Below are 23,618 nucleotides of genomic sequence, written 5' to 3' on the forward strand. Positions count from 1 at the left end.
GGACCAAAAACATAAGTTTCTAGTACCTAAACCTTTATTGTTTATCCCGTTTAATTACCGGGAAAGATATTACTTAAGCTCTACTTCAGCTCCAGCTTCTTCTAAAGACTTTTTAAGACCTTCAGCCTCATCTTTAGATACACCTTCTTTTACTGCTGCTGGTGCGCTATCAACGATACCTTTAGCTTCTTTTAATCCTAAACCAGTTAATTCTTTAACTAATTTAACTACTGCTAACTTAGAACCTCCTGCTGCTTTTAAGATAACATCAAATTCAGTTTGCTCTTCAGCTGCTTCACCTGCTCCTCCAGCTGGTCCTGCTACTGCTACTGCTGCTGCAGCTGGCTCAATACCATGCTCTTCTTTTAAAATATCAGCTAATTCATTAACTTCTTTTACTGTTAAGTTAACTAATTGTTCTGCGAAATCTTTTAAATCTGCCATTTTAATTGTTTTTAAAAATTTTATTATTTTAGTTTATTAGTGCGCGTAATTATTTTTCAGATAACGTTGTAAGTATACCTGAAAGTTTGTTACCACCTGATTGTAATGCTGAAACAACATTTTTAGCAGGCGATTGTAATAATGAGATAATATCTCCAATAAGTTCTTCTCTAGATTTAATGTTTACAAGAGCGTCTAACTGGTCATCACCAACATACACTGCCTCTTCAACATAAGCTCCTTTTAATAGAGGCTTATCTGATTTTTTTCTGAACTCTTTGATAACTTTAGCTGGAGCATTAGATGCTTCAGAAATTAACATTGAAGTATTACCTTTTAATACATCTTGTAACTCAGCAAATTCTTTATCAGAAGCCTCCATTGCTTTAGAAAGCAATGTATTCTTAACAACAGATAACTGTACATTAGCTTTAAAACAAGCTCTACGTAAGTTTGATGTAGTAACAGCATCTAAACCAGATATATCTGCTAAATAAATGGTATTAGTATCTGCTAATTGCGCTGTTAAATCTTCTATTACTTGTGATTTTTCCTCTCTAGTCATGATTAAAAAGTTTTAACTGCCTTATGATAAAGATTTTTCATCAATAGCAACACTAGGACTCATAGTTGAAGACATAAAAATACTTTTTATGTACTCTCCTTTTGCTGCTGTTGGCTTTAATTTAATAAGTGTTTGCAATAACTCACTTGCATTTTCTTCAATCTTTTTAGCATCAAAAGATACTTTTCCAATTGCTGCATGTACGATACCAGTTTTATCAACTTTAAAGTCAATTTTACCAGCTTTTACCTCTGTTACTGCCTTTGATACATCCATTGTTACTGTACCAGTTTTAGGGTTAGGCATTAAACCTCTTGGTCCTAAAATACGACCTAAAGGACCTAATTTACCCATTACACTAGGCATAGTAATTATAACGTCAACGTCTGTCCAGCCTCCTTTAATTTTTTGAAGGTATTCATCTAATCCAACATAATCAGCACCAGCTTCTTTAGCTTCTGCTTCTTTATCTGGAGTAACTAATGCTAAAACTTTTACATCTTTACCTGTTCCGTGTGGTAATGTTACAACTCCACGTACCATTTGATTAGCTTTACGAGGATCTACCCCTAAACGTACTGCTAAATCTACAGATGCATCAAATTTTACATTTGTAATATCTTTTACTAAAGCTGATGCTTCTGTTAAGTTATAAACTTTAGAGCTATCTAATTTAGCGTGAGCCTCTTTTTGTTTTTTAGTCAATCTTGCCATTTTCTAAATCTCTTTTAAGTTTATGCAGGAGCATCGCCCGTTACTGTTAATCCCATAGAACGAGCTGTTCCAGCGATCATTCTCATTGCAGATTCAACTTCAAAGGCATTCATATCTACCATTTTGTCTTCTGCAATTCCTCGAATTTGATCCCAAGAAACCTTTGCTACTTTTTTCCTATTAGGTTCACCTGAACCTTTCTTAATTTTGGCCGCTTCTAATAATTGTACTGCAGCTGGTGGTGTTTTTACTACAAATTCGAATGATTTGTCAGTATAAACAGTAATAACAACAGGTAATACTTTACCTTGTTTGTCCTGTGTACGAGCATTAAACTGCTTACAGAACTCCATGATGTTAACACCGGCAGCACCTAAAGCGGGTCCAACTGGTGGCGACGGATTCGCTGCACCTCCCCTTACTTGTAGTTTTACTAATTTACTTACTTCTTTTGCCATTGTTTAAGATTTAACGACTTGTTTAAAATTGGAAGCTAAAAACAAATCAAAATATAGGTTGTAACAATTATATTTTTTCTACTTGCATGTAATTTAATTCTAATGGTGTTTTACGTCCAAAGATTTTCACCATTACTTCAAGCTTACGCTTTTCTTCATTTACATTTTCAACTGTACCATCAAATCCATTAAAAGGACCATCAATTACTTTTACAGTTTCTCCTACGTTGTATGGTATGGCAATATTTTCATCTTTAACAGATAATTCATCTACTTTACCTAACATTCTATTTACCTCTGATTTTCTCATCGGTACAGGATCTCCTCCTTTTGTTTCTCCTAAAAAACCGATAACACCTGTTACAGATTTTATAATGTGTGGTACTTCACCTGCTAAATTAGCCTCAACCATTATGTAACCAGGAAAATAAACTCTCTCACGGTTTATTTTTTTTCCGTTTCTTATTTGAATAACTTTTTCTGTCGGAACAATTACTTGACTTACAAAATCAGATAAACCATGACGTGCTATTTCAGTCTCGATATAAGTTTTAACCTTATTTTCTTGACCTCCAATAGCTCTAACAACATACCACTTCATCACTGACTCAGCCATCACTATAGTTTATTAAAGAAGTAATCTAACCCACCTTGAAAAACCCAATCAATTCCTGCTACAGCTAAAGCAAAAACAATAGTAAATGCAGCTACAACTACCGTTGACTTTTGAGCTTCTTCTCTAGACACCCAAGTCATATTAGTATTTAATTCTTCGAAAGAATCTTTAATGTATTGTATAAAGTTATTCATGATTTTATCCTTTTAACGAGTTACAGAAAAAAACCTATAACTCGCTTTAGTTTTGCACGGATTGAGGGACTCGAACCCCCGACACCTGGTTTTGGAGACCAGTGCTCTACCAACTGAGCTAAACCCGTATTTCATTTTAAAAGGAGCCTCTCTTTTAAAGAGACTCCTTATTTTTTATCTTCTTAAGACCTAAAAAATTAGTCTAAGATTTCAGTTACCTGACCAGCACCTACTGTTCTACCTCCTTCACGGATTGCAAACTGTAAACCTAAGTTTAATGCAATTGGCTGAATTAAATCAACAGTAATTGTTAAGTTATCTCCAGGCATTACCATTTCAACTCCATCAGGTAAGTTAATGTTACCAGTTACATCAGTTGTACGTACATAGAACTGAGGACGGTAGTTGTTATGGAATGGAGTGTGACGTCCACCTTCTTCTTTCTTTAAGATATACACCTCAGCTTTGAACTTAGCGTGTGGAGTTACAGAACCTGGCTTACAGATTACCATTCCTCTTTTAATATCTTCTTTGTTAATACCTCTTAATAAGATACCAGCGTTATCTCCTGCCTCACCTCTATCTAAGATTTGACGGAACATTTCAATACCAGTTACAGTAGAAGTTAATTTCTCTTCTCCCATACCGATAATCTCAACAGGATCTCCTGAATTGATGATACCAGTTTCTATACGACCAGTAGCAACAGTACCACGACCAGTAATAGAGAATACATCTTCAATTGGCATTAAGAAATCTTTTTCAGTATCTCTTGGTGGCTCTTCAATCCACTCATCTACCTTACTCATTAACTCTAAAACAGTATCAACCCATTTTTGCTCACCATTTAAAGCTCCTAAAGCAGAACCTGAAACAACAGGACCATTATCTCCATCGTACTCATAGAAAGATAATAATTCTCTTACTTCCATTTCTACTAACTCTAATAACTCCTCATCATCAACCATGTCAACTTTGTTTAAGAAAACAACGATACGTGGAATACCTACCTGACGACCTAATAAGATGTGTTCACGAGTTTGTGGCATTGGACCATCAGTAGCAGCAACTACTAAAATAGCACCATCCATTTGTGCAGCACCAGTTACCATGTTCTTTACATAATCGGCGTGACCTGGACAATCAACGTGAGCATAGTGACGATTAGCTGTTTGATACTCTACGTGAGAAGAGTTAATTGTAATACCTCTCTCTTTCTCCTCTGGAGCATTATCTATTTGATCAAAAGCTCTTGCTTCTGAATATCCTGCATCTGCTAAAACCTTAGTAATTGCAGCAGTTAAAGTAGTTTTACCGTGATCTACGTGACCAATAGTACCTACGTTTAAGTGCGGTTTCGAACGATCATAAGTTCCTTTTGCCATGATTATTAATTTTTATTCTTAGTTAAATATATTTAGTGTTACTTTAAAATCTATTTTAAAATACTCTAAAAGAGCCAGCGACGGGATTTGAACCCGTGACCTCATCCCTACCAAGGATGCGCTCTACCAACTGAGCTACACCGGCTTGGAAATTAGAGCGAGAGACCGGGTTCGAACCGGCGACATTCAGCTTGGAAGGCTGACGCTCTACCAACTGAGCTACTCTCGCGGATTTTAAAACCTTTCATTGATAATTAAAAATTGAAGCTTAACACATCAATTAATCAGTTTTAAAAAGTGGGGAGAGCAGGATTCGAACCTGCGAAGTCGTAAGACAACGGAGTTACAGTCCGTCCCATTTGGCCGCTCTGGAATCTCCCCTTATTTATTGCACTATGTTAATGAACTTTAATTGAGCCGATGGAGGGACTCGAACCCACGACCTGCTGATTACAAATCAGCTGCTCTAGCCAGCTGAGCTACATCGGCTTTTTATTGCAAAAAACAATCCGCTATTTCTAACGGACTGCAAATGTATAAAGTAATTTTGATTTTCTAAAACTTTTTTCAAAAATTTTTTCATTTTTATAGCACTAAAAAATCTTTATCCTTTTCTTTTGATTTTTTTAACTGTCTTTTTAAAGACTCAACCGCAACACTAATACCCTCTTCAAAGGTTTTGTACTGCTTCTTAAACATCAACTCACTTCCAGGTATATTAACTTTGACTTCAGTAATCTTATTTTCCTTTTCACTTGTTTTTTGCACTTTTAAAAACACCTCTGCATCAACAATCTTATCATGAAACTTTTCTAACCCCTCTATTTTCCTCTCTATATAGTCAATTAATTTCTTGTCGGCGGTGAAGTTAACAGATTGTGTAAATACCTTCATAATCTTTCATTTTTTAATCAGCTCCTCTAGGGTGAGCCATGTTAAACACTTTTTTTATTTCTTCCAAGCTATTATGAGTATATACTTGGGTTGAGGCTAAACTTGAATGCCCTAGCAATTCTTTAACCGAATTTAACGATGCACCATTATTTAATAAATGAGTTGCAAAGGCGTGTCTTAACACATGCGGACTCTTTTTTCCTTTTGTAGACACCCTACTAAAGTACGAATTTATTATTCTATAAACAAGCGTTTCATATATTTTACCCCCCTTTTTAGTCACCAACAAAAATCCTTCATCATCACTTACTTGCAACTCTTTTTTCTTAATCAAATAACTATCAATAGTTTCAACTACAAACGGCAATAAAACCACCAACCTTTCTTTATTTCTCTTCCCTAAAACTTTTATAGTATTATTAACATAATCAATATTTTTTTCTTTAAGATTAATTAACTCCGCTCTTCTTATTCCTGTTGAATACAATAGCTCAATAATTAATCGATTCCTTAATCCGTCAAAATCATTCTTCTTCTTTAGTATTTCTATAGCATCATTTATTTCTCTTTCAGTAAAAGGTGAACTAACTTTTTTTTGAACCTTTAAAGATTTATGTTTCGACAAAGGATTCACATCAACCTCCTCTATTTTTTGTAAAAAATTATAAAAAGACTTTAAGGAACTTATTTTTCGGTTAACACTTCTATTTGAAGTTCCGGCATTTACAATACTTACAATCCAACTTCTTATTTCACGATAATGGATACGTGTTAAATTATTTTCTTCATAATTCTCTACACAAAACTCACTAAACGCTATTAAATCGTTTTTGTAAGCCATGATAGTGTGTTTTGAATATTTTTTCTCAAACTCTAAGTATTCTAAAAACGATGATATTAGCATGGAGTATTATGTATTCTCAAATTTAACCAATGTTTAGCATATAAAAAAATCCCGTATTGAACAATACGGGACTTGATTTATTAAAGGATACTATATATTATCCTATTTCTTCTTGCGTTCTTAGTCTCTGAACATAAGATGCTTTTATTTTTCGAGCTCTATTTGCCACTGAAGGCTTCGTAAACTGCTTTCTATTACGTAATTCTCTCATAGTTTTAGTATTACTAAATTTACGTTTGTAGCGTTTTAATGCTCTATCAATATTTTCTCCTTCTTTTACTGGAATGATTAACATATAATTGCACCTCCCTTCATATCTGTCTCTAAATTTTATTTTTAGGACTGCAAAAGTAAAAACAAATTATGAAATACAAATACGTTTTGTTAATTATTTTTTAAAAGTCGCTGTAATTAATAAAACTTAACGAAGACTAGGTTGCTGGCCTGTATTCTTTTTTATCAATTATCATTTTTGCAATAATCTCTTTTAAAATCTCAGAAGTACCACCTCCTATTGGCCCTAAACGACTATCTCTTAAAAGCCTAGCCATTGGGTAATCTTCCATATAACCATATCCACCTAAAAGCTGAAGGGCATCATATATTACTTCATCAGCCATTTTTGTAGAAAGCAACTTACTCATACTTGCTTCTTTCACCACATATTGACCATCATTCAATCGTTTAGTTATTGAATAATTATACTCTTTACACATATCAACTTTACTTGCCATTTCAGCAACTTTATGTCTCAATGCTTGAAACTCATTTAAATGCTTCCCAAACGCTTGTCTCTCGCTCATGTATTGTAAAGCATAAGCTACAGCATATTCAGCTCTAGCATGAGCGTTTATTCCCATAATTAATCGCTCTAAGGCAAAATGTTGCATTATATAAGAAAAACCTAGCCCTTCTTCTCCCATTAAATTTTCTTTAGGGACTAGCACATTATCAAATGCTATTTCAGCCGTATCAGAAGCTCTCCAACCTAATTTATCTAATTTAACAGCTGAAACTCCTTGCATACTCCTATCAACAACAAAAATACTCATTCCCTTATGTTTTGCATCAGGGTTTGTTTTTGCTGCTACTATAAGGTAATCAGAATACACTCCGTTTGTAATAAACGTTTTTGATCCATTAAGCACGTAATTATCACCTTCTTTTATAGCAGTAGTTCGCATACCTGCAACATCACTACCTCCAAAAGGCTCAGATATACATAAACAACCTACTTTATCACCTTCTATACTTGGTGTTAAATACTCTTTTTTAATTCTATCGTCTCCTTCTTTATTAAGATGCGTCATAGCTAAATATGCATGAGCCCACATATTTGCTGCAAATCCTCCAGAATTAATTTTTTGTAACTCTTCTAAAAAAATTACTGTATAAAAAGATCTAAACCTAACCCTCCATATTCTTCAGGCTGATTTAAACCAAAGTATCCCATTTCTCCAAATTTCTTCCAAATAAAACGTTCAACAGCCCCTTCTTTTTCCCATTTATCTATATGAGGAACAACTTCTTTTTGTAAAAAGTCTTTAAAACTTTGACGAAAAGATTCGTGCTCTTCAGTAAAGTACATACTATTCATTGAATTTATAATTAGTTGTTGTTTATTTCGCTTTCAAATATAAGACTATTCTGTGGTATTTTTTTAATGGAAAACCGCTAATATTTTTCAATTCGGTGATGTTTTGAATTTCTGCAACCTCTTCTTTATAATCAAATATCTTTTTACAAAGTGTATAGTCAATGTAAGGATTTTTTAAAATCTCTTTAAATGTAGCTGTATTAACATTTACTTTTAAAATTTGAGGTTTCTGAAGTATTTTAAAAGTATTCAGGATATTTTTTACTACATCATCCTCTATTCCGTAAACTTCATTTAATTGTGACTCAAAAGTAAACCCTTGTATTTTTTTTCTATAATTAATCAACTTTTCAGCTAATCTCACATCTTTTACACAGACTAATAAATCTCTCAAAGTAGCCCTATTAATGTCAGTTGTTGATAACGATGAAACCTCTTTAAAAACTTTTACTTTAGCATTAAATATAGCAGTATCTTTAGTATGACTTCTATTTTTCAGGTTCTTCTTAATTACCCAATCAGGAAACTTAAAATAAGGTGCTATTTCAGTAAGTAAGCTATCTGATATATTTGTTACTCGTTGAAATTCTTCTTTTGAATTCACAAACCTACCTTTCTTTCTATACTCTAGCAACTTATCAATTTCTTCCAAAGACATTCCTAATTTATACCCTCTATAATCAGAAATATAATTCGGATTAAACGAATAGAGCTTAGGTTTTCTCTTCTTAAGCTTATGCTCTCTTAGACTATCTATCTCTTTTAAAAAAACCGCTAATTCTTGTTTATCTGTATTATCACTATCCTCTTCATGAAAATTTACAAATACATATGTTACTTGTAAAATAAAAACAAGAATAACTAAAAAGAAAACCCCATTTCTTTGGCTTTTGATATACCAGAAATGGGATTTAAATATTTTCATATTATAAAGAATATTTTAAGCTTTCATAACTCCGATAGCTTTTAAATACTTGGATAATTCTTCACGAACTTTAGGGAATAAGAAACATAAACCTATTACATTTGGAACAGCCATTGCAAAAATCATTGCATCGGAAAAATCAGTCACCGCTCCTAAACTGGCTGCTGAACCTATTATCACGAATAAACAAAATAAAATTTTATAAGCATAGTCAGACGCTTTTGAACGACCAAATAAGAACATCCATCCTTGCAATCCATAGTATGACCAAGACAACATCGTTGAAAAAGCAAATAATACAACTGCCATCGTTAAAATGTAAGGAAACCAAGGTAACACAGAAGCAAATGCTTTAGAAGTGGCTAAAACGCCATCTGGTGATTTTACACCATATGTCATGATTTCTCCATTTCCATTAGTAATTATAATTACTAATGCAGTCATTGTACAAACTACAACTGTATCGATGAACGGCTCTAATAATGCCACTAATCCTTCAGATGCTGGATATTTTGTTTTTACTGCAGAATGCGCAATTGCTGCTGAACCTACTCCAGCTTCATTTGAAAATGCTGCTCTTTGAAAACCTATAATTAATACCCCAAGTAAACCACCTGAAATACCTTTAGCATTAAATGCACCATCAAAAATTTGACCGAAAGCATCACCAATTTGAGAAAAATTAGCAACTAAAATTATAACTGCTGCTAAAAAATATATCCCTACCATAAAAGGCACAATCTTCTCGGTAATATTTCCAATTCTTTTAATTCCTCCAATAATTACTATGGCAACTAAAACCGACATAATAATTCCGAATATTAACGCTGTAGATAAATCGTTAGACCCTATCATACTTCCAAATTGTTGAGCTGCTTGATTGGCCTGAAACATGTTTCCTCCACCAAATGAACCTCCAACAACCATAATAGCAAATATTACAGCTAAAACTTTTCCTAATCCACTTTTACCAACATCAGCTAACCCTTTTTTAAGATAATACATTGGCCCTCCATAAATAGTTCCGTCTTCACCTACATCACGATATTTCACACCCAATGTACATTCTACAAACTTTGACGACATACCTAATAAACCTGCTACAATCATCCAAAAAGTAGCTCCAGGCCCTCCTAATGATAAAGCCACTGCAACTCCTGCAATATTACCTAAACCAACAGTCCCTGATAAAGCCGCAGTTAATGCCTGAAAATGAGTCACCTCACCTTCGTTACCTTCTATTCTGATAGTTTCAATAGCATCTCCACCTGGAGTTGGATCTCCAGCCATAACATCTGAGGTAGCATGATCAACATCATCATATTTACCTCTTACAATATTAATTGATGTAGGAAATAATCTGATATTTACAAACTTGAATATAATCGTAAAAATTAAACCTGCAGCGAGTAACATAATAATTACCAAAGGCATTTTAACTCCTCCACCTAGTTCTACTGGATAAAAAACAATGCTTCCCCAAGCATCAGCTACTGGTTTAAAACCTTCATTTATCTTTTCTGCTAGTCCTTTTTCTTGTGCAAAAGTTAATATTGGCATCATTAACATTAATAATGCTAGAAGTTTTTTCTTCATAATATAAATTATAAGTTAAATTTTTTTTGAATTAGTGGATTGCAATATCTTAAAAAATTGAAGTTTTGCCAACTTTTATGCGTTAAATGTAGTTTTTAAGTTAATTTTTCTTTAAAGTTTTGTAAATCTTGTTTAAAGTTTTCTGGTATAAAGTTTAATTCTTCAATACTCTTATTTAAATCAAAACCTGTTTTAACTGGCCTTACAGCTTTTTGATTTAAACTTCGAGTTGAAATAGGCTTAATTAACTCTTTGTTTAAATCAAACACTTCAGCTATTTCGATAGCTATTTCATATATACTTAATAGTTTGTTTGAAGAGACATTAAATATCCCTTTTGCTTTTCTATCAATCGCTAATTTACAAGCGCATGCTAAAGACTCAACGTAAGTTGGCATCCTGAATTGATCCTTAACAATGCTTAATTCTTTACCTTCCTCTAGTGTTTTTTTAACCCACAAAACAATATTACTTCTAGACATATCGAATACTTTACCATACACCAAAATTGTTCGCAAAATTGTATAATCTATAGATGAAGAGACTAGTGTTTTTTCAGATTTCAGTTTTGACTTACCATAATAACTTAAAGGATTTGGTTCGTCAGTTTCTTTATAATACCCTTTCTTACCATCAAAAATAAAATCTGTTGATAAATGAATAAGATGTACTTTCCTTTTTTCTGCATATTCTTTAAGATATTCAACAACGCTAACATTAAGTCTGTCACATTCTTCTTTATTATCCTCACAAGCATCTACATTAGTCATTGCAGCTGTATTGACAATAACGTCAGGAGTATATGTTTTTAATTTTTCTTTCAATAACATTTCATCTGTTATATCTATAGAAACATATTTAAAATCATCTCTACCACTTCTATTAAAACCTCTAGAGAAACCTATTACTTCGTATTTATCTTTTTCATTTAATAATAAACTAACCAAACTCTGACCAAGTAAACCATTACTTCCAGTTACCAAAACTTTTTTCATTAAAACAACTCTCTTAATTTTGTTATTTGTTCAGGCCTACCTAAAACAATTAAATTTGCTCCAGCTTTTAACTTTACTGAGGCATCAGGATTAATAATATATTCTTTATCGGAAGTTCTATACCCTATAACAGTACATCCTGTTTGTTTTCTTAAATCTAAATCTAAAATAGTTCGATCAATATACTCTTGAGGTAAATTATTAATTGCTATCTCTTCCAAATTAGCGGTTGTATCCCCTTCAATAGTTAAACGATCTACAAACTCTATTACATCGGGTGTCACTACTAAAGATGCCATATGCGCACCTCCTAATTTATCTGGCATTATAACATTATCAGCACCTGCAATCTTTAATTTACTATATGAAGTTTCTTTAGAAGCTCGACTTATTATTTTACACTTTCCGTTTAATTGTTTAGCGGTCAACACAACAAACAAATTATCAGCATCAGAAGGCAAAGCAGTTATTAAATTACTAGCATTTAAAATCCCTGCTTTTATCAATGTTTCATCAATTGTTGCGTCTCCTTCAATATTTAACACACTATCATTATCTAATCGTTGTATTATAGATTGATTTTGTTCAACTACGACAAAATCTTTTTTGTAGCTTTTTAGTTTTGCAATAGCTTGTCTACCATTTCTACCATAGCCACAAACTATAGTGTGCCCTTTTAATTTTTCTATTTTTTTTTGCACTTTTTTAATTTTTAATTGACGAAAAAACTGCCCACTTATCAAGTATTCAGAAAATGAAGATACTGCGTACCCGAAAATAAACAAACTAGATAAAATAAGTCCTATTGTAAATATTTTTTCTCCTGTTCCAAATGGATGTACCTCCCCAAAACCTATGGTAGTTATAGTAATAACCGTCATATATAAACCATCCACAAAAGAATACTTAAATAAAAAACAATATCCTCCTATCCCTACAAATAAAATTAGTACAGAAAATAAAACAGCTTTATATAAACGTGATTGAAATATTGTGTTCATTATAAATCAAAAACAGAGGTTCTTTTAGTATAGATCATATCTTTTAACCTTAATAAGAATGCTAAAGTTAAGTATAGACCGAAAGATAAACCGATAGTTACAAATGAAATATAAATAAAAAACAAGCGAACATTTACAGCTCTAATACCTAACCTATCAGCTAAACGTGAAGACACATAAAATCCATTTCTCTCAAAAAAGTGTCTTACAGAATGAATTAATATCATTTTTTTATTTTTAATTTATAAAACATGAGCGATAAAGATATTATAATTAAAGAGATTAGCCCTAATTTTACTAATAAATTCATTGATTCAGTTGTCTCCTCTATAGTTCCGTAATACACAAAAGCACCCCAATAATAAGGTGATTTTTTCTGGTTCGCTATATTCGTACTTTTTAAATACTCTAATTTCGATTGTTTATTGGCTACATTAACATTCTTTTCTTTTTTTAAGGATTTATAAAAATTTGCCATTATTAACGAAGTAGATTTGTCATTAATTTTCCATAAAGAGAAAAGTAAATTATCGACCCCTGCATAATTGAATGCCCTCGCTAAACTCATAACTCCTTCTCCTTTCTCTACCTTTCCTACTCCTGTTTCACAAGCGCTTAAGACCACTAAATCCAACTCCAGATTTAAAACATTAAGTTCACTTAGCGTGACATTTTTATCATAAAATTCAACACTTGCTTCCTTAACAAAATCTCCTGCATTAGCATGGGTTGATAAGTGAAGTACTGAAACCTTTTCTACATTTTTTAAAAAATTTTCTCTTGTTGCTTTATCATGCTTTAAAAGAACTGAAGTAAAAGTGCTTTCAACCGTTTCTGCCTCTTTCAAAGTATAACTTAACTCTCTAGTAGTATTCTTAAAAACAGGAAATACTCCTAATACCTTTTTCTCTTTTCTCTTTTTTCTTTCAGCAAACAAGAAAGTTGACTTCAAACTATATGAAACAGTATGTTTCTTTATTAAGAACGGCATTTTATCATAATACGACGAATGAGTCTCCTTTGTTAATAGGGTTTCAAAAGGAACAAAATGAAGAAGTCCATCAGGTATAATAACAAGTTTGTTTTGAATACATAGCTCGTTTAAATTTAAAGATTTATAAAGATTGTATGATACTTTTGTAAAAGAAGTTATATCATTATTAATGATAGAGGCATTATTGAAAAACTGTATGTACCTAACAATTTCTTTTTTCTTCCTTTCAATATCATTGATCGTGTTTACTGTAATTCCATTTACCGAAATAATAAACTGATAAATAGTTTTTTTTCCAACAAAATATTCTATTAACGTTGTTTTATTTTTTTTTAATTTTTGAAGCAGTTCTTTAAAATTACTCTGCCCATTAGTCTTTGTAAACTTTTCCTTAATTTGTAATTGTACTTTTTTTAATCTAACACTCACATAATTCAATTCTTTAGCCAATTCATAAGTACGTAAATTACTTACTCTACCAACTTTATTATTGGAATACAAATTGGTCAAAACCTCCTGTTTGTGGATTAATTTTTGTTCTTTAACTAATAAACTGTCTTTTGGATGCATCTTTAGTAGATTACTCCTCAGCTTTTCAGCTTCTAAAATTTCAGATTTACCTTTTTCAGCATAATAAAACGCTCTTTCTAAATATTTTTTTTCTTTTTCTTTCTCATATAACTTTAATAAAATATCAATGCACTTTTCACTTCTATTTCTCTTAGCATATTGATGTATTATTTTACTTTTGGTTGCGGTTAAATTAGCTTCTAATAATTCAGCTACATAAAAGCTATATCCATAATATCTTAATGAAATTTCTGGACTTTCCTCTATTACTGCATATAAATCAAAAATGTCGATAAATGTAGTTTCAGGATACAAAACTGATTTTTCCAAATTTTCGTAAGCAATTCTTTTAAAAAACAAAACTTCCAACGCCTTATTTAAACTTAACCTTGCTTTATTTATTTTTCCTAATAAGTAATCAAGCTGCCCCTCTTCAAAAAATAATTTTGCAAGTGTTCTTTTATCAACTTCACCTGAAAGTTTATTCTTTTTAAAACGGTCAAAATACTTTTCTGCCTCAATGTAATTTTCATTTCGCATTGCGTATTGATAATTCAAATAAACTTTATTAACACCTGTAAGTATTGTATCAACACCATAATTATTTTCAACCTCTCCAACTTCATCTCCTAAACTTGCTAAGCTTCTTGCCTTAATAATTTCTAACTCTTCTCTTTGAAGTTTCGTTAAATTAGGCATAATTAATATACCATTAATTAATGTTACTACGCTTTTATGCTTTTCTATACTTTGATAAAGTTTACTTAGGTTAATACCCCCTGCTATTTCTTGCTTCTGAATACCTAATGTTTTTGCCAAAAAAACATATTGTTTAATAATATTTTCTGCATTGGTATAGTCATTTAATTTTATATATAGGTTACCCAATGGCTTTAAACAGTACTCAATAATATCATAAGTAGACAGTCTATTTTTCGAGTAACTCACCCAAGCTTTTTCATATATTCCAATAGCCTGCTTTATTTGATTAGTTTCTTTTAAATGATATGCTAAATTACATTGAAGCACTACCAACGCTAATTTTTCTGAAGATGTTTTCACGCTAACTTCAAATTCAGCTTCTTCTTCTAATAAAATTTTTAGGGTTTTATTCGTTTTATTTACTACAAATTTATCAATTGAGCTGTATATACTATCTTCTAGTTGTTGCCCAAAGATTATTGTAAATGGAAAGCAAAAAATAAAAAACAGTTTAATTTTCATTTTTATAATTTCTTAGTATACTTTCATATTCATTACAACTGTAATGCTTTAAAATTTCCAAATCGCATAAAATTGCCAATGATTAAAATTTGAACTTAAATCCATCACATATCTTGCTCCTAAACTAGGGCCTATCCTTGAAAACCCTCCAGTAACCTCAAACAATAATCCTTTTCTAAAATTAACAAAAGATTTCTCAATACTTTTACTTTCACTAAAGCTACTAACTAACCTTGTTCCCTGTGGTGTTCTTTGAAACCCTTCTGTTAATATTGTTCTATCTTGTTTTTCTTTCAAACTAATGGTTCCTTGCATTCCTGCCCCTAGCCCAATGTAATTATTAACATTATACCTAACTAACAAAGGAAGTGTCCAATTAATATTATTATTCTTAAAAGAAGTAGTAACTCTTTTTACATCTTCAAAATCTGGTGATATTTTTGTTACATCTTCTTGTACTGTTGTGTTTCCATAATATGAGTGAAAACTATTTAGTAACTCAGCCTGCCAATACCACCTATAAGACTTATATGGAGAAACTGTTAGACCTATAAAATAATCCTTAGAATTTTTAAGTGTAGTAAAATAGTTATAACCCATTTTAGCCCCTACAGAAACACCTGGTAAAAACCTTGTAGTAGATCGATTTGTAATAACAGGTTCATTTTTATCAAAAAAAATAGCTGTTCTACTAACCGTTTTTTTCTTATGAAAATCTTTTCCAAACCGAACACTATACTTCACAAACCCTTTAGTAGAATCTCTTTCTTTTACTCCTTTTTGGTTACTTCCAGGTAAGTAGATATTTTTAAATGTAAATATTGCCTTTTCTTTTGTATAGCTAGTATCTAAACAGCTATACGTGACCTCTTCTTTTGGACAAATCTCACACTTTGGATACATATCTAATACTTTTAATGTTTTTTTATCTAACATATTTGGCATGTCCGTTTCCAACCTTATAGTATTTGCTGGTCGTTCTCCATTATTTTGAAATCGAATTTTATACTTGATTTTTTTATAGCGTACTAATCTATAGTTTAAAAATGTTCCATTAGATGACATATTGTTAGGATCATGAGAAGTAACTATCTCCATTTCCATTTCTTTAACTTTATGATTTTTAAAATTCCCATCAGGAACATAAACTCCTCTTACTGATATTATAGCACTTGTATCTTTCAACATTTCTGGAGTAGATTGCAGTGTAAAAAATATGTTTCTTTTCTCAGAAGGATTCATATTATTAAACTTAAAAGCATTCCAGTTTCTATATTTTTCTTTAGAACTATTGATCGTTTTCTGCAAATCAACTCTTGATGAATCTTGTAAAACAATAGAAGGAGCTGTCATTTCCTCTGATAAGGAAGCGTATAAAATATCTTCATCTTTTGATTCATTTGCATATGCTATCGCTTCTATATCAGAAATAGTTTCTTCTCCATGATAAGTTCTTACATCTTTTAACTCAAAATTATTTGCTTCAAATTTCTTTTCATTAAAAAATAAAAATAATTGACCGTCACTAACATAATTTTTCTCATTTTTATAACTCATTACCAAAACTATTTCTTCATTTGGAATTGGGTCTCTATTTTTTTGAAGTGCAAAATCACTATCAATTGTAGCTTCATCATGGCTTTGTTGTGACACTTCTTTCACAGAAACTTTTTGAGGCCTAGTTTTAGGTGCCTTTCCTGTATCATAGTGGTTAGTTACCCAGAGTTTTACTTCATAATCTCCCTTTTTTTTATAAATATGTTTTGGTTGTTTTTCTTTACTATACTTACCATCCCCAAATTCCCAATAAAATGAATAAAAAGCGGGAGGCCCTCCTGCAATTTGTTTTAAAGGAGGAGTTTGTGGTGTTAGTATTAACTCATTCCCCAACATATCATATTTAATTATAGCAGTTCTAGTTATTGTATCATTTTTTATTTTTTTCTGAGCTAAAAGAACTATAGAAAACAACATCACATAAAATAGTAAACCGTATTTCTTCATAACGTTAACAATTATTTGTTTATCAAAAGATTCAACCCTATAAATATAGGCAAAGCATTCTAACCGTTGAAAACAGTTAGAATGCCCCCATTAAAAATCCCCACAGATTTCTAATTAATTATTAGCATTACTTTCAATTCCGAAATAATAATCAGCTTCTTTTGTATCTGTTAGAATTTCTCCTGTAATACTGTTAATTTCATGATAGATTGTATTATTGTTGCCTTCTAAATATGTTACTCTATACAATGACTCGTCACAACTTAATGTTGTACTATAAAAATGACCAATTATTGATGCTTTATGGTGAATGTCATCTGTTAAACTAAACGATGTTGAAAAGCTACCATCTAAGTTAACTTTTACAAGATTAATAGGACTCTGCCATCTCTTCAAGTCTAATAGCATAAAGGAAATCTCCCGAAACATTATACTCTAAACCATAAAATAAATTGATCGTGCTAAATAATGGTTCCACCTCAACAAAAGTTGCTGAACTTGTAACAACATTTATCGTTATTAAAGTTCTATTAAGCATAATATAAACCTCATCAACATTATTCGTTGTTATTGAGATAGATTGTACCCCTGCAGCACCCACATTAAATCCAGTTGGAATTGCAGTTCCAATGGCTCCTGAGTTAACATTAACTTCAACAAGTTTCACAAAACCTGCAGCATCAATTTCAATGATATAATTATTAGACACGTCTGCCACATACACCAAATGACTGTACTTTGAAGTTGAATCATAACCTGAAAGTGGTATCATTTCTGCTGGAGCATCATTTGTCACGTTTATAAATACGTAATTAGGAGAGTTAAAAAAATGGTAGCTTTCTAAATTATAATTATATGTAGATGCATTAGAATACATTACTGAACTTCCAAAAGTTGGAAAAATTTCCTCAGACACTCCTAAATCTACATTTTTACTAAATGGAGAAAACCCTACCCATGGATCGTAGGTGTTCAAACCAAAAAAATGTTCATTTTCGCAAGGAACAACATCCCCATCCAAATCAGTATCAATCTCTGAATCGCAACCAACAAGTGTTAGGCCAATGAATGCTATTATTAATACGACTGCCTTAAAAAGATTTTTGTGTACAACTCTCATTCTATAATTTTTATACTTCTTTTTTGTTATTTTCATAATTCTAGTTTTAAATTTATCAAATACTCTTTCTCTTCTGTTTTACAACTTAGCTAGTTTAATCCTTCTAACGTGTTTATAATTTCTTCTGTTGAAACGGGGTTAAATGTCATGACAAGCTCTTCATCAACAGCAACAACCTTATCTTCAATAGCCAAATACTGTTGATTATCTTTAATTGTAATTGCTATAAAACTAAGTTCTAAACCTACTGGTAATGAATTGTTATAGCTCTTCACTCCATTAGCATATGTCTTAGTAAATTTAACTACAGCAGGAAGGTTATTTTCTTTCATAACAACATACACTACTGTTTCGTCTAGGTTTGGACTTTCATTAAGATTCACATAATTTGTTGTTTTCGTTCCAGGAAACGAATAAAACTTATCACAATTGGTCCAACCTATTCGGAAAACATCATATAAATATGATCCAGGAGCAACGAATTTCATTCCAAAACCTCCTGCAGCAGCTCTATCTGTTGCTGCGTTCCATACCAAATTACCGCCGTTATCAAAAATTCCATTAAACGACCGCATATCTGGATCATCTCCTCCATCAGAAGGAACTTTTACACTGTACTTTTTGCTTGGAGCTAATGAAAGTGTTTCTCCACCCTGTTCGGCAAAAACTGCTGTTTCTCCTTCAGATAATAAAAATGTTTCTTCTCCTAACATACTCAAGGCATTAGTTGGTTTATCAGATAAAATCATTTCACTTGCCTTAAATATTTCATTAATTTTTATCGTTACTTCTCCATTTACAATTGTCCCATCACTTTTTTTAAACGCATTTTCTGGAAAGGTTATCTCTGTACCTTCTTCACCAACAATAGTACCCCCTTCATCGGCTTGAATCGTAAATACTTGTGGTTTCACTCCATTTTCTTCAAAAAATTCAGCTATTGAATTATACGATACTTTATTAAATTCCATTTCTTGCGAATTATCTTCAGAGCAACTAATCATAGTAATCATTAGCACTGTAAATAGTATTGTCATTTTTTTTAAAGCTTTCATAACTTTTATGTTTTTAATGTTATATACAGCTATATAATCTTTGATGAAGTTTTGTTACCCTTTTTTATTAAATTAGCAAAAATGAAGAGGTTGTATGTCTAAAAAAAAAGTACACGAAGACCAGAAATTTATTGATGGTTTGGCACAGAATAACTCGTTTATTATAAAAACGATTTATGAAAAATTTGCTCCAAAAGTAATCAACTTCATTGTTAGAAATAATGGAAATGAATCAAAAGCTCAAGACATAATTCAAGAAACATTAATAACTATATACTCACAAGCTACTCATCAAAAGCTACAATTAACCTGTCCTTTTGATGCCTATTTCTTTTTGCTCTGCAAACGCAAGTGGCTTAATGAATTAAAAAAAACAGCTAGTAAAAAGGTAACAATTACGAATGAATTTATATTTAAAGAAGAAGAGGTTGAAGATTTAATTTTTGAAACTTCCACTTTTGAACAAAAACAAGCTGTATTTAACACAATGTTTGATAAACTTGGTAAAGCTTGTAAAGATTTATTAAAAACGAGTTTCAAAATAAAATCAATGGAAACGGTTGCTTCAACACTTGGAATTTCTTATGCATATGCACGAAAGAAAAAATCACAATGTATTGGAAAGTTAACTAAACTAATAAAAGAGTCTTCGTCTTACAATCAATTAAAGAACAATTTATAATGGAAGAGCAGTATTTACTTTTTGAAAAATTTTTAAGTAATGAATTGTCTGAGGAAGAACGTATTTCTTTTACCGAACAACTTTCTTCTAATATAAGTTTCAAAGAAAACTTTTTATTATACAAGGAAACTCACACTTTCTTGACTACTTCCATAGAAAAAGAAGAGGAGACTTCTTCTTTTAAGGAAAACTTAAGCAATATATCTGATAGCTATTTTAACAAAAGACTTTCTTCTAAGAAATCAAGAGTATATAGTTTCATGAAATATGCTGCCGCCCTTTTCTTATTAATTTTTGGAGTATACATGTATCAAAATTCATTTAAGCCTATCAATTATGAAGATTTTGTATCTTATTCTTCTATAGATATTACTGTTAGGAGTACCCAAAATGAGTTGCTTACAAAAGCCGAAAGAGCTTTTAATAATAAAGATTTTGATAATGCTTCGAAAAATTTAGAAACGTTGATTAAACAAGACGAAAGTAATACTGAATTAAAGCTATACCATGGTTTTTGCTTGATAGAATTAAACATTTTCGAGAAAGCTGACCAAATTCTTAATACGATTTCTAGTGGCAATTCAGTTTATAAAAATCAAGCTCTTTGGTATCTTGCTTTAAGCAAACTAAAACAAAAAGAGTATACTTCCAGTAAAAATATTTTACTCAGAATTGATAAAGACAGTCCCGAATATAATTTAGCTAAACCTTTACTTTCAAAACTAAAATAATCTTGCGGTTTTATATACAACCCTCTATATAAAAATACATAACTATTGCTTAAATTTGCTCTTTTCTGTAAATAACTGAATTTGAAAGAGCAAGAATATATAGAAGTTTATGGGGCAAGAGCCCATAATTTAAAAAATATTGACGTTAAAATTCCTCGAGAAAAACTAGTTGTAATCACTGGTTTAAGCGGTAGTGGGAAATCATCATTAGCTTTTGATACCATATACGCTGAAGGGCAACGAAGATATATTGAAACATTTTCTGCTTATGCTCGTCAATTTTTAGGCGGATTAGAACGACCAGATGTAGATAAAATAGATGGTTTATCTCCAGTTATTTCTATTGAACAGAAAACAACTAATAAAAGTCCTAGGTCAACAGTTGGTACTATTACAGAAATTTATGACTTTTTGCGTTTGTTGTTTTCACGTGCTGCTGATGCCTATTCTTTTAACACAGGAGAAAAAATGGTTAGTTATTCTGACGACCAAATAAAAAACTTAATTTTAAAAGATTTCGATGGAAAGCGGGTTGCTGTTCTTGCTCCTCTAATTAAATCTAGAAAAGGTCATTACCGAGAGTTATTTGAACAAATATCTAAACAAGGTTTTGTTAAAGTTCGAGTTGATGGAGAAATTCGTGAGATTGAAAAAGGCATGAAACTTGATCGATACAAAACTCACGACATAGAAGTTGTTATAGATAGATTAGCCATCAGCAACGCTGCTGAAAAACGTTTAGAAGAAACCATTAAAACCGCTTTATATACTGGTAACAACATATTAATGGTTATTGATATTGATGATGATAAACCTAGATATTTTAGTAGGGAACTAATGTGTCCTACAACTGGTATTGCTTATCCAAACCCTGAACCAAATACATTTTCATTTAACTCACCAAAAGGTGCATGCAACCATTGCAATGGCTTAGGAATAACTAATGAAGTTAATTTTCAAAAGATAATTCCAGATGATAGTATTTCTATTAAAAATGGAGGAATTACTCCTTTAGGGGAACAAAAAAACAGTTGGATTTTTAAACAACTTCAAACTATTGCTGAACGTTATCAGTTTAAACTAACGGACCCTATTAACAAAATACCTAAAGAAGCAAAAGATATCATTTTGAATGGTGGTAAAGAATCGTTTACCATTAAATCGAAAGCAGCTGGTGTTACACGAAAATATGAAATAGATTTTGAAGGTATCATTGCTTTTATTGAAAACCAATATAAAGATACCGACAGTTCTTCTATTAAAAGATGGGCCAAAGGTTTTATGGATGAAGTTTCTTGCTCCGTTTGTGAAGGAAAACGATTAAAAAAAGAAGCTTTACATTTTAAAATTGTTAATAATAACATTAGTGATTTAGCACAAATGGATGTTACTGAACTTGCTAATTGGTTTAAAAACATAGAAGCCAAATTCAGTGAAAAACAGCTAAAAATTGCTTCTGAAATTTTAAAAGAAATCCGAACTAGAATTCAATTTTTATTAGATGTTGGTTTAGATTACTTAACCTTAGACAGAACCTCAAAATCTTTATCTGGTGGTGAAGCGCAACGTATTCGTTTGGCTACTCAAATAGGGTCTCAATTGGTTGGTGTTTTATACATTTTAGATGAACCTAGTATTGGACTTCATCAACGAGATAATGAAAAGTTAATTAATTCATTAATTAAACTTCGTGATGTTGGAAATTCCGTATTGGTGGTTGAGCATGATGAAGACATGATTAAACATGCCGATTTTGTATTTGATATTGGTCCTGGAGCCGGAAGACACGGTGGAGAAGTTGTAAGTCAAGGTACTTTTGAAGATTTAAAATCTCACAAAACATTGACTGCTGACTATTTATCTAAAAGAAAAATAATTGAAGTTCCTAGTAAAAGAAGAGAAGGGAATGGGAAAACCATAAAATTATCAGGAGCATCTGGAAATAACTTAAAAAATGTTTCTGTTGAATTTCCTTTGGGTAAAATGATTTGTGTTACGGGAGTTTCAGGTAGTGGAAAATCTACTTTAATAAACGAAACATTATACCCCATTTTAAACGCGCATATCTACAGAGGTGTAAAAAAACCTATGCCTTATAAAAAAATTGAAGGGTTAGAACATGTAGATAAAGTAATTGACATTGATCAATCACCGATAGGTAGAACTCCACGTTCAAACCCTGCAACTTATACGGGGGTTTTTGGTGAAATTAGAAGTTTATATGCTAAAACACCTGAAGCATCTATCCGTGGATACAAACCTGGACGATTTAGCTTTAATGTAAAAGGAGGTCGTTGTGAAACTTGCCAAGGTGGAGGTGTTCGTGTTATTGAAATGAACTTTTTACCTGATGTACATGTAGAATGTGAAACTTGCCAAGGAAAACGTTTTAATAGAGAAACTTTGGAGATTAGGTACAAAGGAAAATCTATTTCTGACGTACTAGAAATGACAATTAATGAAGCAGTTGATTTCTTTGAACTAATTCCGAAAATACACCGTAAATTAAAAACTATTCAAGATGTTGGTTTAGGCTACATTACCTTAGGACAACGATCTACAACCCTGTCTGGAGGAGAAGCTCAGCGTATAAAACTAGCTTCTGAGCTTTCAAAAAGAGACACTGGAAATACTTTTTATATTTTAGATGAGCCCACTACAGGTTTACACTTTGAAGATATTCGTGTTTTAATGGAAGTACTCAATAAACTAACCAACAAAGGGAATACAGTTTTAATTATTGAACATAATTTAGATGTAATAAAACTTGCCGACTATATTATAGATGTTGGAATGGAAGGCGGAAAAGGTGGTGGAAAAATATTGGTATCTGGAACTCCAGAAAAAGTAGCTAAACATAAAACGAGTTATACCGCTAAGTTTTTAAAGAAAGAACTAACAAAGTAAAGTCAAAATAAAAAACAGTCATTACGAACAAAGTGAAGTAATC

At 31.6% G+C, this 23,618-nt stretch carries 23 protein-coding genes, 5 tRNA genes and 1 pseudogene; 3 read left to right on the plus strand and 26 right to left on the minus strand.

The window, feature by feature from the left end:
* Positions 1–69: 69 nt before the first annotated feature.
* The 26 genes and pseudogenes from rplL to ACMFBB_RS08365 form a co-directional block, all read right to left on the minus strand.
* On the minus strand, positions 70–444 hold the full coding sequence (gene rplL / locus ACMFBB_RS08240) for a 50S ribosomal protein L7/L12 (RefSeq protein WP_093869047.1): 375 nt from the start codon (positions 442–444) through the stop codon (positions 70–72).
* 49 nt (positions 445–493) lie between these two features.
* On the minus strand, positions 494–1,009 hold the full coding sequence (rplJ, locus tag ACMFBB_RS08245; RefSeq protein ID WP_093869048.1) for a 50S ribosomal protein L10: 516 nt from the start codon (positions 1,007–1,009) through the stop codon (positions 494–496).
* A 21-nt stretch (positions 1,010–1,030) separates the two neighbouring features.
* Positions 1,031–1,723 carry a 50S ribosomal protein L1 gene (gene rplA / locus ACMFBB_RS08250; protein ID WP_435263939.1) on the minus strand — a complete coding sequence of 231 codons (693 nt, stop codon included), beginning with the start codon at positions 1,721–1,723 and terminating at the stop codon, positions 1,031–1,033.
* 20 nt (positions 1,724–1,743) lie between these two features.
* Complete coding sequence (rplK, locus tag ACMFBB_RS08255) at positions 1,744–2,181, minus strand: 50S ribosomal protein L11 (protein ID WP_093869050.1); 438 nt, start codon at positions 2,179–2,181, stop codon at positions 1,744–1,746.
* 67 nt (positions 2,182–2,248) lie between these two features.
* Entirely contained in the window at positions 2,249–2,797 is a 549-nt protein-coding gene (gene nusG / locus ACMFBB_RS08260) for a transcription termination/antitermination protein NusG (RefSeq protein ID WP_435263940.1), read from the minus strand.
* Positions 2,798–2,799: 2 nt separating this feature from the next.
* Complete coding sequence (gene secE, locus ACMFBB_RS08265; RefSeq protein ID WP_435263941.1) at positions 2,800–2,991, minus strand: preprotein translocase subunit SecE; 192 nt, start codon at positions 2,989–2,991, stop codon at positions 2,800–2,802.
* A gap of 55 nt (positions 2,992–3,046) precedes the next feature.
* A tRNA-Trp gene (locus ACMFBB_RS08270) sits at positions 3,047–3,119 on the minus strand.
* 69 nt (positions 3,120–3,188) lie between these two features.
* Positions 3,189–4,376, minus strand: a complete 1,188-nt coding sequence (gene tuf, locus ACMFBB_RS08275; RefSeq protein WP_435263942.1) for an elongation factor Tu — start codon at positions 4,374–4,376, stop codon at positions 3,189–3,191.
* Positions 4,377–4,448: 72 nt separating this feature from the next.
* Positions 4,449–4,521, minus strand: a tRNA-Thr gene (locus ACMFBB_RS08280).
* A gap of 11 nt (positions 4,522–4,532) precedes the next feature.
* Positions 4,533–4,605 (minus strand) — tRNA-Gly (locus ACMFBB_RS08285).
* A 69-nt stretch (positions 4,606–4,674) separates the two neighbouring features.
* Positions 4,675–4,757 (minus strand) — tRNA-Tyr (locus tag ACMFBB_RS08290).
* Positions 4,758–4,791: 34 nt separating this feature from the next.
* Positions 4,792–4,865: transfer RNA gene (locus tag ACMFBB_RS08295), tRNA-Thr, on the minus strand.
* Between the two features lie 96 nt (positions 4,866–4,961).
* Positions 4,962–5,270 (minus strand): ribosome hibernation-promoting factor, HPF/YfiA family, encoded by a 309-nt coding sequence (hpf, locus tag ACMFBB_RS08300; RefSeq protein WP_435263943.1) that lies wholly within the window; start codon positions 5,268–5,270, stop codon positions 4,962–4,964.
* Between the two features lie 13 nt (positions 5,271–5,283).
* Entirely contained in the window at positions 5,284–6,174 is an 891-nt protein-coding gene (locus tag ACMFBB_RS08305; RefSeq protein ID WP_435263944.1) for a tyrosine-type recombinase/integrase, read from the minus strand.
* 97 nt (positions 6,175–6,271) lie between these two features.
* On the minus strand, positions 6,272–6,469 hold the full coding sequence (gene rpsU, locus ACMFBB_RS08310; protein ID WP_435263945.1) for a 30S ribosomal protein S21: 198 nt from the start codon (positions 6,467–6,469) through the stop codon (positions 6,272–6,274).
* Positions 6,470–6,605: 136 nt separating this feature from the next.
* Positions 6,606–7,771, minus strand: a pseudogene (locus tag ACMFBB_RS08315) (acyl-CoA dehydrogenase family protein).
* A 22-nt stretch (positions 7,772–7,793) separates the two neighbouring features.
* Entirely contained in the window at positions 7,794–8,696 is a 903-nt protein-coding gene (locus ACMFBB_RS08320; RefSeq protein ID WP_435263946.1) for a helix-hairpin-helix domain-containing protein, read from the minus strand.
* 15 nt (positions 8,697–8,711) lie between these two features.
* Positions 8,712–10,292 carry an alanine/glycine:cation symporter family protein gene (locus ACMFBB_RS08325; protein ID WP_435263947.1) on the minus strand — a complete coding sequence of 527 codons (1,581 nt, stop codon included), beginning with the start codon at positions 10,290–10,292 and terminating at the stop codon, positions 8,712–8,714.
* Between the two features lie 95 nt (positions 10,293–10,387).
* Positions 10,388–11,287: an SDR family oxidoreductase gene (locus ACMFBB_RS08330; RefSeq protein ID WP_435263948.1), complete on the minus strand. Its 900-nt coding sequence runs from the start codon at positions 11,285–11,287 to the stop codon at positions 10,388–10,390.
* Positions 11,287–12,288, minus strand: a complete 1,002-nt coding sequence (locus ACMFBB_RS08335) for a potassium channel family protein (RefSeq protein WP_435263949.1) — start codon at positions 12,286–12,288, stop codon at positions 11,287–11,289. Before ACMFBB_RS08335 ends, ACMFBB_RS08330 begins: the two co-directional genes overlap by 1 nt.
* Positions 12,288–12,515 carry a PspC domain-containing protein gene (locus tag ACMFBB_RS08340; RefSeq protein WP_435263950.1) on the minus strand — a complete coding sequence of 76 codons (228 nt, stop codon included), beginning with the start codon at positions 12,513–12,515 and terminating at the stop codon, positions 12,288–12,290. Before ACMFBB_RS08340 ends, ACMFBB_RS08335 begins: the two co-directional genes overlap by 1 nt.
* Positions 12,512–15,076 carry a CHAT domain-containing protein gene (locus tag ACMFBB_RS08345; protein ID WP_435263951.1) on the minus strand — a complete coding sequence of 855 codons (2,565 nt, stop codon included), beginning with the start codon at positions 15,074–15,076 and terminating at the stop codon, positions 12,512–12,514. Before ACMFBB_RS08345 ends, ACMFBB_RS08340 begins: the two co-directional genes overlap by 4 nt.
* A 48-nt stretch (positions 15,077–15,124) precedes the next feature.
* A complete protein-coding gene (locus ACMFBB_RS08350; RefSeq protein ID WP_435263952.1) occupies positions 15,125–17,080 on the minus strand; it encodes a PKD domain-containing protein in 1,956 nt (651 codons plus the stop codon).
* Positions 17,081–17,194: 114 nt separating this feature from the next.
* Positions 17,195–17,476, minus strand: coding sequence for a hypothetical protein (locus ACMFBB_RS08355; protein ID WP_435263953.1), 282 nt, complete (start codon positions 17,474–17,476; stop codon positions 17,195–17,197).
* Entirely contained in the window at positions 17,451–18,236 is a 786-nt protein-coding gene (locus ACMFBB_RS08360; protein WP_435263954.1) for a hypothetical protein, read from the minus strand. Before ACMFBB_RS08360 ends, ACMFBB_RS08355 begins: the two co-directional genes overlap by 26 nt.
* 53 nt (positions 18,237–18,289) lie before the next feature.
* A complete protein-coding gene (locus ACMFBB_RS08365) occupies positions 18,290–19,255 on the minus strand; it encodes a hypothetical protein (protein ID WP_435263955.1) in 966 nt (321 codons plus the stop codon).
* 94 nt (positions 19,256–19,349) lie between these two features.
* Between ACMFBB_RS08365 and ACMFBB_RS08370 the strand changes: the two genes are divergently transcribed.
* The 3 genes from ACMFBB_RS08370 (at position 19,350) to uvrA (ending at position 23,575) form a co-directional block, all read left to right on the plus strand.
* Entirely contained in the window at positions 19,350–19,937 is a 588-nt protein-coding gene (locus ACMFBB_RS08370) for an RNA polymerase sigma factor (RefSeq protein WP_435263956.1), read from the plus strand.
* Complete coding sequence (locus ACMFBB_RS08375) at positions 19,937–20,668, plus strand: tetratricopeptide repeat protein (RefSeq protein WP_435263957.1); 732 nt, start codon at positions 19,937–19,939, stop codon at positions 20,666–20,668. Before ACMFBB_RS08370 ends, ACMFBB_RS08375 begins: the two co-directional genes overlap by 1 nt.
* An 81-nt stretch (positions 20,669–20,749) precedes the next feature.
* Entirely contained in the window at positions 20,750–23,575 is a 2,826-nt protein-coding gene (gene uvrA, locus ACMFBB_RS08380) for an excinuclease ABC subunit UvrA (RefSeq protein ID WP_435263958.1), read from the plus strand.
* Positions 23,576–23,618: the final 43 nt, after the last annotated feature.

Origin of the sequence: Tenacibaculum sp. nBUS_03 (genome assembly GCF_051201695.1) — a bacterium.
Taxonomy (GTDB): domain Bacteria; phylum Bacteroidota; class Bacteroidia; order Flavobacteriales; family Flavobacteriaceae; genus Polaribacter.